An 11,792-nucleotide genomic window follows, 5' to 3' on the forward strand; every position below is an offset into this window, starting at 1 on the left:
CGGTGATCGCGCCCCACGCGTCGACGAACGGGTCGCACGGCCTCGTCGGGGCCGAGGGTGCCGAGCGGCTCGGACGTGGCCTCGGCCCCGGCCGCGGGGCGACGCCCCGCGCCGCCGATCGCCTTCCCGGGCCATGGCCGCTTCGGTGTCGTCAGGCCGTGCTCGCCGGTGACGGTCCGCCGAGGCTCGATCGCCGCGTGCGGGCGCACGGTGACGTCGCCGCCCTGCGCGGTTATCTCCCGGCCTCGGACAGCGCCAGCCCGGTGCCCGCGTCGAACAGGTGCGCACGGTCCAGGTCGACCGTGACGAGCAGCCGCTCGCCCGGCGTGCCGGTGACGGTGGGCCGTGCCTTGACCTTGAGGATCTCCGTCCCCACCTGGACGTCGACCACCGTCCGGTCACCGAGCGGCTCAAGGCCGTAGAGCTCACCCGGCAGCGACGCGTCCCCGCGCCGCTCGACGGACAGGTCCTCCGCGCGCAGGCCCAGCAGCAGCGGACGACCGTCCTCGGCGGTGGTCCAGCGGGGCCGCGGCAGCGTCCAGCCTTCGGCCCCGACCAGGCGGTCCCCCTCGGCGTGGCAGGCGAGCAGGCTGATCGGCGGGCTCCCGACGAAGCCCGCGACCCACTGGTTGGCCGGGCGCTCGTACACCTCGGCCGGCGTTCCGACCTGTTGCACCTTTCCTTCCTTGAGGACCGCGACCTGGTCGGCCATGGACAGGGCCTCGACCTGGTCGTTGGTCACGTAGACGAAGGTCGCCCCGAGGCTGCGGTGGATGCGGGTGAGCTCGGTGCGCATCTCGACGCGGAGCTTGAGGTCGAGGTTGGTCAGCGGCTCGTCCATGAGGAACGCGCGCGGGCGGCGGACCAGCGCACGGGCCAGGGCGACACGCTGCATCTCACCGCCCGACAACTGCGCGGGACGACGCTGCAGCAGACGTTCGATGTGCAGCAGGTTCGACATCTGCCCGACGGCGGCGGCGATCTCGCCCGAGGAACGGCGGCGTGCCCGCAGCGGTGAGGCGATGTTCTCGTACACGGTGTGCCGCGGGTAGAGGGCGTAGCTCTGGAAGACCATGGCCAGGTCGCGTGCGGCCGGGGTGTCACCGGTCGCGTCCCTGCCGTCCAGACGCACCGACCCGGCGTCGAGCCTCTCCAGGCCGGCGATCGCTCGCAGGGTCGTCGTCTTGCCCGCCCCGGAGGGCCCGAGCACGACGAAGAACGAGCCGTCCGGCACGTCCAGCGTCACCCCGTCCAGGGCCTGGACCTTACCGAAGGACTTGCACAGGTCGTGCACCGCCACGGTTCCCATCAGGCCACCAGCTCTTCCGTGCTCACGTCGTAGACCGGCGGGGGCCCGCCGGTGTGCCGCAGCCCGACCGGTGCGTCGGCGGCGAATCGGACGGTCGGTGGCATCCGGACCCGTACGTCGCGCCGGCCGTCGTGGTCGAGCACGTAGATGATCTCGTCGCCGAGCCACTCGGCCGAGATCACGCGGGCCGGGACCGAACGTTCCGCTCCCGGTTCCGTGACCTCCAGCGCCTCCGGCCGGACGCCTGCGACCAGGGAACGGCCGCGCGGCAGGCTCGGCGGCGGGGTGAGGGCCAGCCCGCTCTGGCCGCGCAGCTTCCCGTCGGCCACCTCCACCTCGATCAGGTTCATCGGCGGGGAGCCGATGAACGCGGCGCAGAAGAGACTCGCCGGACGGTCGTAGACCTCCAGCGGTGTGCCGATCTGCTCGACGCGGCCCTTGTTGAGGATGGCGATCCTGTGACCGAGCGACATCGCCTCGACCTGGTCGTGGGTGACGTAGACCATCGTCGTCCCCAACTCCCCCTGCAGGTGCTTGATCTCCGTGCGCATGTCGGCCCTCAGCTCCGCGTCCAGATCGGTGAGGGGTTCGTCCATGAGGAACGCGCGTGGTCGCCGCACCAGGGCGCGGGCGAGTGCGACGCGCTGCTGCTCCCCGCCGGACAGCCGGTGCGGCCGCCGGTCCAGGAGCGGGCCGAGCCGCATCAGCCGGGCGGCCTCGTCGACCCGCTCGTGCACCTCCTGCTTGGGCAGCCCTTCGGCCCGCAGCGGGAACGCCAGGTTGTCGCGGGTTCTCAGGTGCGGGTAGAGAGCGTAGAACTGGAACACCATGGCGATGTCGCGCTCGGCGGGCGGCAGGTCGTTGACCAGGGTCTCGCCGATGCGGATGTCGCCGGTGGTCTGCCTCTCCAGGCCGGCTATGGCCCGCAGCGTGGTCGTCTTGCCGCACCCCGAGGGGCCGAGCATCACGAACAGCTCGCCGTCGCCGATGGACAGGTCCACGTGTTCGACCGCGACCGTCCCGTCCGGGTAGCGCTTGTGCAGGGCGGTCACCTCGATGCCCGCCATCAGCGTCGCACCGCCCCGAGCGTCACGCCGGCGACGAGGTGCTTGCGCACCAGGTAGGCGAAGACGAGCACCGGCAGGGCGAACACCACGGAGGCGGCGGCCACGAGACCCCAGTCCACGGTGGTTCCGCCGATGAGGCCGGCGATGGCGGACGGGGCCGTCCGCACGCTGTCGCTGGAGGTGAGGAAGATGGCGAACACGAACTCGTTCCAGGAGAAGATGAGTGCGAAGACCGCCGTCGCGGCGATGCCGGGCAGGAGCAGGGGGAGGGTGAACCTCCAGAACGCCTGCAGGCGGGTGTAGCCGTCGAGCATGGCGGCGTCCTCGTACTCCGCGGGAACCTCGTCGACGAACCCCTTCATCATCCAGATGGTGAACGGGACGTTGAACGCGGTGTAGATGAGGATCAGGCCGAGCTTGGTGTCGATGAGCCCGGCCTGGCGGTACATGAGGAAGATCGGGATCACGACCACCACGGGCGGCATGAAGCGGGTGGACAGGATGAAGAACAGCTGGTCCTTCTTGGCCTTCACGGCGAAGCGCGAGTAGGCCCAGGCCGCCGGGACGCCCAGCACGGTGGCCAGTGCCGTGGAGGCCCCGGCGACCACGACGGAGTTGAGGAACGCCACGGACAGGGACGAGCGGCCGCCGCCGGAGGCGAGGAACACGTCCTTGAAGTGGTCCATGGTGACCGTGAAGTCGAAGAACTTGGCCGGGACGGCGTAGACGTCGCGGTTCTCCTTGATGGACGTCTCGATCATCCACAGCACCGGGAAGAGCATCACGACGGCCAGCACGGCCAGCAGCGCGATCTCCAGCACGGAGCGGCCCCGGCCGCCGCGGCGGCGCGCGGGGGGCGTGCGATCCCGGGCAGGACCCGCGGACACGGCCTCGTCGACGGAGAGGGCCATCAGTCCTCCTTGAGCTTGTTCAGGTAGCGCAGGTAGAGCTGCGTGAGGACGATGACGACGAGGACCATGAGGATCCCGTACGCGGAGGCGGTTCCGGTGTTGAAGCCCAGGAAGGCGACCTTGTAGACGTGGAACGACAACGTCTCGGTGGAGACCCCCGGGCCTCCGCTGGTGAGGATGTAGACGAGGTCGAACAGCCGGAAGGCCTCGATGGCCCGAAACAGCACGGCGATGAGGAGAAGCGGCCACACCAGCGGAAGGGTGATGGTGCGGAACCGGAACCACTCGGACGCCCGGTCGATCGAGGCGGCCTCGTACAGGTACCTGGGGACCGCGGTGAGGCCCGCGAGGGCGATGAGCATGATGAACGGCGTCCACTGCCAGGTGTCGACCACGATCAGGGAGATCAACGCCGTTCGCTGCCGGGTGAGCCACTCCACCTGCCCCAGGCCGAGCGAGCCGAGCATGCTGTTGATCACGCCGAACTGCGCGTCGAGCATGAATCGCCAGAACAGCCCGACCACGACCTGCGACAGCATCATCGGAACCAGGAACAGGGTGGTCAGCAGTCCTCGCCCGTGCGTGCGCCGCGAGATCAGGTAGGCGATGGTGAAACCGAGCACGGTCTGCAGGGTGACCGCGCCGACCACGTAGACCAACGTCGTCAAGGCCCTCAGGTGGACCTGCGGCGACGTCAGGATGGCGGTGTAGTTCTCGAACCAGACGAAATTGGCGGACCCCCCGCGGGTGGCCGAGTAGTCGGTGAAGGACAGGTACAACGCCCACAGCAACGGGAACACCGACATGGCGAGCAACAGCAGCAGCGCCGGGGAGATGAAGGCCACGGTGAGCCGGCGGTCGCTCAGGCGGGACCGGCCCGGGGCGGGCGGCGTCGCGGACACCACCTGCCCGGGGTGGCCGGTCGTCGGGGGGGCGGGGTCACTCACAGTCCGCCGCCGCCCTTGCGGTTGCCGGAGTCGAGCACGGCCTGCTGCTCCTTGGCGATGTCGTCGAGCGCCTCCTTCGGCGTCTTGGCGCCGTTGAGGGCCGCGTTCACGTTGGTGTTCTCGATGTCGACCATGCGCGCGTACTCGGGGACGTTCCACATGTCCCGCATCCGCGAGACCGAGTCGGTGTACACCTGGTTGAACGGCCCGGCGTCGAGGAACTCGGGCGACTCCAGGGCGTCCGTGCGCGACGGCACGCCACCGGCCGCGGCCCACTTCTTCTGGACGTCGGCCTGCTCGAACCACTTCATGAAGTTCAGGGCCTCCGCCTGCTTCTCCGCGGACGAGTAGGCCGACACGTGCATCCCCATGCCGCCGAGGGGCACCAGGTTCGTCTTCTGGCTCGGCAGGGTGGCGAACCCCAGCTTGTCGAGGATCTGCTCCCGCGTGGTGCCGAGCGTCGACTGCTCGGGGTCGAGCAGGCCGCCGCTCGCGGCGATCCAGTTGAACGCGATGCACGCCTTGCCCTGGGCGACCGCCGCGTTCACCTCGTCGATGAACCAGTTACCGGAACCCTTGGCGGTCAGCGGCTTCATCTTGTTGACCAGGACGTCCATCGCCTGCTGGCCCGCGGTGTCGTTGATGACGCCGTCGATCTTGCGCGTCTTGGGGTTCCAGAGGTTGCCGCCGTAGACGCCGTTGACCGTGTTGTAGGTCACGGCCGCGGCGTCGGAGCCGTTGGCCTGGTGGAAGGCCAGCCCGCTGACGCCGGGGTTGTCGGCCTGGCACTTCTCGGCGGTCGAGATCATCTCGTCCCACGTCTGCGGTGGCTTGTCGCCGATCAGGTCCTTGCGGTAGATCATCGTCCAGGTGTCGCCGAGCAGCGGCAGTCCGTACAGGCTGGCGTTCTCGTCGCGCTTGCCGGTCTCCGCCTGGGGGTACTGGCCGTAGGCCGCCAGGAGGTAGGGGTTGTAGGCCTTGACGTCGATGTTCTTCTTGACGAAGTCGGTGAGGTCGAGGATGTTGCCGTTCGTCACGGCCTCGCCGATGTGCTGCGAGTCCAGGATCGGGATGTCGAAGTCGGTCTTGTGCGCTGCGAACTGGGTGAACATCGCGTCGTGCCAGTTCGCGTTCGGCACGGTGTTGACCTTGATGGTCACGTTCGACCGCAGCTTGGTGTACTCCGCGTTCGCGAAGTCCTCCAGAGCGTGGGCGGGGGGCCAGTCGAACCAGATGAAGCTGAGGGTCAGCGGGTCCTTGGTGAGCTCCGGGACGGCCGCCGGCGCCTTGGGGGCGCCGGCCTTCGCGCCGTCGTCCTGGCCGCAGGCCGCCATGGTCGTGGCCACCAGCATGGCCGCCGTCGCCAGCCGCACCTTCCGGCGGGGGACGGACGGTCGTCCTGTTCGCGGATACCGCATCTTCTTGTCCTGCTTTCTGGGGGGACCTCTGGGCCTTGCCGCGTGCTTCGCCGGGCGGTTGCCGGGTCGTTCAGGCGTGTTGCCGGCGGTCGCAGGGGCTGACCCGCAGACCGGCGTCACGAGTACGCCGCGATGTAATGGGGCTTCAAGCAGTCGAGAAGTCCTTCGGTCCTTGTACGGCCCGGTGGCGGATCGAGGAGGACGTCGAGCATGCTCACGAGAGCTCCGACTGATCGAATCGGAGCGATGGCGGGCGGTTCCGCGATGGGTGAAGGATGGGTGGCATCCGCCACCTTTCCTATACGATCCGGGTGGGAGCGTCAATATCTTGCAGCATTGCGATCGATGCCGGCACATTCCCGAAGGCGCAGGAAAGGACCTCACGTCACGATGGACGACGAAGCGATGATCGCGCGACGCCGTGGGGCCACGACGGACGGGACGCCGCCGGGAAGATCTCGCGGCCGGCTTGCCGACGAGGTGTACGACACGCTGCTCGGACAGCTCATGTCGCTACGGATCGAGCCCGGCTCCCGCGTCACGATCGACGTCCTGGCGCGGGAGCTGGGGGTCTCGCAGACGCCGATCCGGGACGCCCTGAACCGCATGGAGGCCGAGGGCCTGGTCGTGCGCGTGCCCCATGCCGGCTATCGCATTCCCCCCCAGATCACCCGTGACCGATTCGAGGACATGCTGGAGATCCGCCTGCTCCTGGAGCCGGCGGCGGCGCGCAGATCCGCCGAACGCGCATCCTCGGCGCAGGTGGCCGGTCTGCGGCGGATGCTGGAGGAGATGGCGGAGCTGGAGGGGGGCGACGGGATCATGGCCTATGGAGCCTTCGGGCTGCGCGACGCCGCCTTTCACGATCTCGTCGCCTTCAGCGCGGGGAACCAGGTGATCCGCGAGGCGCTCGCCCGCCTGCACACCCACGTGCACCTGTTCCGGCTTCTGCACGACACCCAGGTCACCCACCTGGCCATGGCCGAGCACGAGGAGGTCCTGGCCGCGATCGCCAGGCGTGACCCCGACGCCGCCGCCTACGCCATGCGCCGGCACATCCTGCTGTCCGGCGAGCGGTTCCGGCGGCTGTTCGACCAGGCCGAGGGCGCGGACGGAATGGCGGCAAAGGCTTGACGGGAGGACCGGGCCGGGGAATGCTGACTCAACCGGATCGGATCGGATCCGATCGGATCCACCTCACCCGCCCCAGATGCGAGGAGACGTAGGTGCCCAGAGCGCTGCTCCTGACCGGCGACGCCGCCGAGGAGCTCGACACCATGTATCCCTACTACCGCGTGCAGGAGGGCGGCTGGGACGTCGACGTCTCGTCACGGACGATGCGTGACGTTCAGCTGGTCATCCACGAGTTCGACCCCGGCTCCGACGCCTACGTGGAGAAGAACGGCCGGAAGCTGCCGGTCGACGTGCCCTGGGCCGAGGTCGACGTCGAGCGCTATGACGCCCTCATCATCCCCGGGGGGCGTGCCCCCGAGTGGATCCGGGTCGACGCCGACGTCAGGCGCATCACCGAGCACTTCTTCGCGCGCAACCTCCCGATCGCGCTGGTGTGCCACGGCGCCCAGGTGCCGGCCGTGTACGGGCTGCTGAAGGGGCGGAGGACGGCGTGCTTCCCCCCCATCACCGGTGACATGGAGAACGCGGGCGCGACGGTCGTCGACGCTCCCGACGTCGTGGACGGCAACCTCGTCTCCTGCCGGGGCTGGCCCGACATGCCGCAGTTCGGCAGGGCGATGATGGAGGTCTTCTCGAAGTCCGTCGGCTCCGCATCGTCATGAGCGCACCGGACTCGTCCCGGTGACGGCACTTCGGACCGTCACCGTCGACGGCTCCCCCGTCCACGTCCTGGAGAGCGGCACCGGGCCCGCGGTGCTGATGCTGCACGGCTCCGGACCCGGTACGACCGGATCCGGCGCCTGGGCGACGACGGCACAGGCGCTGGGCACGTCCTGGCACCTGGTGGCTCCCGACCAGGCGGGGTTCGGCCGTACACCGGTCCCGGCGGGCTCCAGGGGCGGGCTCCGGCTGTGGACGGAGCAGGCCGCGGGCCTGATGGACGCTCTGGGTGCCGGGCACTACGCCGTGGTGGGCCACTCCATGGGCGGTGCCGTGGCGCTGGCGCTGGCGGCCGCGCGTCCCCGGCAGGTCACCCGTGTCGTGGCGGTCTCGACGATGGGCGCCCCCGGGGCGCCGCTGTCCGCCGAGCTCGACGCGGTCTGGGCCGCCCCCGCCGGCCCGCTCGGGGCACGGGACATGTTGAGCCGCCTCGTCCTCGACCAGTCGCTCGTGACCGATTCGGCCGTCGCCGCCCGTGCGGCCGCGATGCGAGCGGGGGCCGCCGCATACGCGTCGTTGTTCCCCCCGCCCAGGGCACGCTGGGCCGACGAGCTCGCCCTCTCGGCGCACACGCTGGCAGGGATCCGCGCGCCCGTGCTGCTCGTCCACGGCGCCGAGGACCGGGTCACCCCGCTCGGGACGGCGGCCCTGCCCCTGCTCGAACACCTGGCCGATGTCCGTCTGCACGTGCTCGGCCGGTGCGGGCACGTGCCGGCGCTCGAGCACCCGCACGACTTCAGGCGACTCCTGTCGTGCTTCCTCGGCCGGGACCGCCGAACCACGGGGTGACTCCTGACCGAGAAGGCACCGGTGACGACCACCGTGATCCGGGCGTCCGAAGCGACGGACCTGGAGGAGCCCGCGGTGACGCGGGACGGGGCGGGGATCGCGGTGCCGCGGGACCGGGACGCCGGCTTCGAGCCGAAGATCGTCCGCAGGCGGCAGCGGCGTCCGGCCGGCCGGATTCAGCCTGTCCGGGGCATGCGGCCGGAGCACCCTGGTAAAAAACTTTTGACGTCATGTCCGCTTTGCTTTACATTGATGATGTCAAAGTTTTTTTACATGGGAGCAGGGCATGTCCTCCGAAGAGAAACGTTCGTGGATCTACCTCGTGGTCGGCGCCGGTGTCGCCGCGGTCTACTTCGTCACCGTCATGTCGAAGGTGCCGGGCGCGGACGTCGCGCGGATCGCCTACGTGCGGCCGATGCTCATCGCCATCGGCGCCGGGATCGGCCTGGGCATCGCCGCCGGCATCGCGGCCGCCGTCGTCTCGCCGAGGGAGGCCGGCCGGACCGACGAGCGCGACCGGCAGATCCACCGGCTGGGCGAGTACGTCGGGTTCTACGTCATGAGCATCGCCGCGACGGTCCCGCTCGCCCTGGCCATGGCGGAGGCCGCCCACTTCTGGATCGCCAACGCGCTGTACCTGGCGTTCGTCCTGGCCATGCTCGCCTCGTCGATCACGAAGATCGTCTTGTACCGCCGGGGCTTCTAGTCATGGTCAAACCCACGAAGGTCACGAACTCGATCCGGGCCCTGCGGTTCGCGAACGGCGAGATGACGCAGGCGCAGCTGGCCGACCGTGTCGGGGTGACCCGGCAGACCATCATCGCCATCGAGCAGGGCCGCTACTCGCCGTCGCTGGAGATGGCCTTCCAGATAGCCCACGTCTTCGGCGTGCCGCTCGACGACGTCTTCCAGTACTCCGGCTCCGAGGACTGACCCCCCTCGACCGCGAAGGACGTCGCGGCCCACGCCGACCTCGTCACCGCCGTGATCGGGTTGGCGATGCCACCTGGCTGAGCCCCTCTGCCGTCACCCCGGCCACCGTCACGGAGGTGTCGATGATCCTCCGGCTGCTCGTGAAGGGCGTCAAGGCACCGCAGCGCGACCGTCCCGCCGCCGCCGTCGCCGCCGCGTGACCCTGACCGCGAGACCGCCACCGTGACCCTCTGCTCCCCCGGACCGACCCGGCCCCAGTGCACCGGCGCGAGAGCCGGGCACGGCCCCACCTCACCCGAGAGGACCCCTCCCCATGACCACCCCGAAGATCACCCCGGCCACCGTCCCGGCCACCGTCCCGGCGACCACCCGCACGAGCACTCCGACCAGGATCGAGACGACCATGACGACGACGATGATCGCGATCGCCCGCGACGCCTACTGCGAACCGGCGCGGCTCCGGCTGCGCGACATGGCCGTCCCGAGCATCGGCGCCGACGACGTGCTCGTCCGCGTCGAGGCCGCGGGCGTCGACCAGGGGGTGTGGCACGTCGTCACCGGCCTGCCCTACCTGGTGCGCGCCGCCGGTTTCGGATTGCGCCGTCCCAAGAACCCCGTCCCGGGCATGGACGTCGCCGGCCGCGTCGCGGCCGTCGGTGCCGACGTCACCCGGTTCCGTCCCGGCGACGAGGTCTACGGCACCTGCGACGGCGCGTACGCCGAGTACGCCCGCGCCCACCAGGACAGGCTCGCCCCCAAACCGGCCACCCTCACCTTTGCCCAGGCCGCCACGGTGCCCGTCTCCGCCTGCGCCGCCCTCCAGGGGCTGCGCGACGCCGGCGGGCTCACCGCCGGGCAGAAGGTCCTCGTCACCGGCGCAGGCGGCGGCGTGGGCAGCTTCGCCGTGCAGCTCGCCAAGGCCTACGGCGCCCACGTCACCGGCGTGTGCCGTACCACCAAGACCGACCTGGTCCGCTCCCTCGGCGCCGACCACGTCATCGACCGCACCCGCGAGGACTTCACCGCCGGCACCGACCGCTACGACCTCATCCTCGACACGGCCGGCAACCGCTCCCTGAACCGGATACGCCGCGCCCTCGCCCCCCGCGGCACGCTCGTCATCGTCGGCGGGCCCGGAAGCGGACGCGTGCTCCAGGGCGCCGACCGCCAGATCCGGGCGATGCTGCTGTCACCCTTCGTCGGCCAGCGCCTGACCGGCCTCATGTCCACCGAGCCCGCCGCCGACCTGCGTACCCTGGCCGACCTCATCGACTCCGGCGCCGTCACCCCGGTCCTCGACCGCACCTACCCCCTCGCCCGGACCCCCGAGGCCATCGACTACCTCAGAACCGGCCGGCCCACCGGCAAGATCGCCATCATCGTCTGAGGGCTTTACGCGCCTGATCGCCTCGGAAGGCCGACCTGGCCGATCTTCAGCCGGGGGCGGGAGACGCACGGCGAACGACCGCCGACGGGTTCCGACGGCGATGCCATAATCCGTCGTATGACAGCTGATCTGCCGACCTCAGGGGGTGGCCGCCCCAGCTTGGCCCAGGTGGCCGCGCTGTCGGGAGTGTCGGCGAAAACGGCGTCGAGGGCGTTGAGCGGTGAGGGATATGTGGCGGCCAAGACCCGCCGGCGGGTGCACGAGGCCGCAGACCGGCTCGGTTACCGGCCCAGCGGGGTCGCTCGTGATCTCCGTCGCGGCGCCAGGGCCTCCACGCTCGTCGGCCTGATCAGCGGCGACCTGGCCAACCCGTTCTACTCGCGGCTGGCCAGCGGGCTGGAGCGGGAACTGCGGATGAACGGCCTGCAGCTCATCACCGCCAGTACCGAAGAGAACCCCGAATGGGAACGACAGCTCACCGACACACTGCTGGAACGTCGTGTCCGAGCCCTGGTGATCGCCTCGACCATGGCCAGGCACGACCACCTCGCCGGTGAGCGGATACACGGCATCCCGTTCGTCTTCGTCGACCGCCCGCCGGCCGGGCTGTCCGCCGACGCGGTGCTGCTCGACAACCGCGCCGGCGCCCGGCAGGCGGCGAGACATCTGGTCGCGGCCGGGCACCGGCGCATCGGCGTGGTCGGGGACCTGTCCCGGTTGTTCACCCATCGTGACCGGATCGCCGGGTTCACCGAGGCGGTGGAGGCGGCCGGAATCACCGACTGGGCCGACTACCTCCTGGAGGACGCGCACGACGTGGCCGCCGCCGAACGGGCGGTGAGGCACCTGCTGGGCCGGACCCCGGCACCGACCGCGCTGTTCACCCTGAACAACCGGATCACCACCGGTGCGCTGCGTGCCCTGCGCGGGCACGCGGCGCCACCGGCGTTGATCGGCTTCGACGAGCTGGACCTGGGTGACCTCCTCGGGGTCAGCGTGGTCACGCATGACCCCGAGGAGATGGGGCGGTGGGCGGCGCGGCTGCTGCTCGACCAGCTCTTCGGTGACGCCTGCGAATCGGCTCGGCACGTGGTGCTGTCGACCCGCCTGCTCATCCGTGACTCGAGTGAGCGTCCGCCGCCGCACGGCATCGGCGGCTGATCGCCCGCGGCGCCGC

The 11,792-nt window shown here is 70.4% G+C and carries 12 protein-coding genes; 7 read left to right on the plus strand and 5 right to left on the minus strand.

Going from position 1 to position 11,792, the window contains the following annotated elements:
• Nucleotides 1–232: 232 nt before the first annotated feature.
• The 5 genes from ACZ6RT_RS27115 to ACZ6RT_RS27135 are packed head-to-tail and all read right to left on the minus strand — an operon-like array spanning nucleotide 233 to nucleotide 5,652.
• Nucleotides 233–1,309, minus strand: a complete 1,077-nt coding sequence (locus ACZ6RT_RS27115) for an ABC transporter ATP-binding protein (RefSeq protein WP_470156948.1) — start codon at nucleotides 1,307–1,309, stop codon at nucleotides 233–235.
• Nucleotides 1,309–2,376: an ABC transporter ATP-binding protein gene (locus ACZ6RT_RS27120; protein ID WP_470156949.1), complete on the minus strand. Its 1,068-nt coding sequence runs from the start codon at nucleotides 2,374–2,376 to the stop codon at nucleotides 1,309–1,311. The genes ACZ6RT_RS27115 and ACZ6RT_RS27120 overlap by 1 nt, the downstream gene beginning before the upstream one ends.
• A complete protein-coding gene (locus tag ACZ6RT_RS27125; protein ID WP_470156950.1) occupies nucleotides 2,376–3,287 on the minus strand; it encodes a carbohydrate ABC transporter permease in 912 nt (303 codons plus the stop codon). Before ACZ6RT_RS27125 ends, ACZ6RT_RS27120 begins: the two co-directional genes overlap by 1 nt.
• On the minus strand, nucleotides 3,287–4,234 hold the full coding sequence (locus ACZ6RT_RS27130; RefSeq protein WP_470156951.1) for a carbohydrate ABC transporter permease: 948 nt from the start codon (nucleotides 4,232–4,234) through the stop codon (nucleotides 3,287–3,289). Before ACZ6RT_RS27130 ends, ACZ6RT_RS27125 begins: the two co-directional genes overlap by 1 nt.
• Nucleotides 4,231–5,652, minus strand: a complete 1,422-nt coding sequence (locus ACZ6RT_RS27135) for an extracellular solute-binding protein (RefSeq protein WP_470156952.1) — start codon at nucleotides 5,650–5,652, stop codon at nucleotides 4,231–4,233. Before ACZ6RT_RS27135 ends, ACZ6RT_RS27130 begins: the two co-directional genes overlap by 4 nt.
• A 390-nt stretch (nucleotides 5,653–6,042) precedes the next feature.
• Here ACZ6RT_RS27135 and ACZ6RT_RS27140 point away from each other — a divergent pair, with 390 nt between their 5' ends.
• The 7 genes from ACZ6RT_RS27140 to ACZ6RT_RS27170 all read left to right on the plus strand — a co-directional run bounded on the left by ACZ6RT_RS27140 (nucleotide 6,043) and on the right by ACZ6RT_RS27170 (nucleotide 11,776).
• On the plus strand, nucleotides 6,043–6,786 hold the full coding sequence (locus tag ACZ6RT_RS27140) for a GntR family transcriptional regulator (RefSeq protein WP_399191438.1): 744 nt from the start codon (nucleotides 6,043–6,045) through the stop codon (nucleotides 6,784–6,786).
• 92 nt (nucleotides 6,787–6,878) lie between these two features.
• Nucleotides 6,879–7,448: a DJ-1/PfpI family protein gene (locus tag ACZ6RT_RS27145; protein ID WP_399191440.1), complete on the plus strand. Its 570-nt coding sequence runs from the start codon at nucleotides 6,879–6,881 to the stop codon at nucleotides 7,446–7,448.
• Between the two features lie 19 nt (nucleotides 7,449–7,467).
• Complete coding sequence (locus ACZ6RT_RS27150) at nucleotides 7,468–8,295, plus strand: alpha/beta fold hydrolase (RefSeq protein WP_470156953.1); 828 nt, start codon at nucleotides 7,468–7,470, stop codon at nucleotides 8,293–8,295.
• 286 nt (nucleotides 8,296–8,581) lie between these two features.
• Nucleotides 8,582–9,001, plus strand: coding sequence for a hypothetical protein (locus tag ACZ6RT_RS27155; RefSeq protein WP_399191444.1), 420 nt, complete (start codon nucleotides 8,582–8,584; stop codon nucleotides 8,999–9,001).
• A 2-nt stretch (nucleotides 9,002–9,003) separates the two neighbouring features.
• Entirely contained in the window at nucleotides 9,004–9,228 is a 225-nt protein-coding gene (locus ACZ6RT_RS27160; RefSeq protein WP_470156954.1) for a helix-turn-helix transcriptional regulator, read from the plus strand.
• Between the two features lie 313 nt (nucleotides 9,229–9,541).
• Nucleotides 9,542–10,615: an NAD(P)-dependent alcohol dehydrogenase gene (locus tag ACZ6RT_RS27165; RefSeq protein ID WP_470156955.1), complete on the plus strand. Its 1,074-nt coding sequence runs from the start codon at nucleotides 9,542–9,544 to the stop codon at nucleotides 10,613–10,615.
• Nucleotides 10,616–10,732: 117 nt separating this feature from the next.
• Nucleotides 10,733–11,776 (plus strand): LacI family DNA-binding transcriptional regulator, encoded by a 1,044-nt coding sequence (locus ACZ6RT_RS27170; protein WP_470156956.1) that lies wholly within the window; start codon nucleotides 10,733–10,735, stop codon nucleotides 11,774–11,776.
• The last annotated feature ends 16 nt before the right edge of the window (nucleotides 11,777–11,792 follow it).

The sequence above is a fragment of the Streptosporangium sp. NPDC050148 genome, from assembly GCF_055586505.1.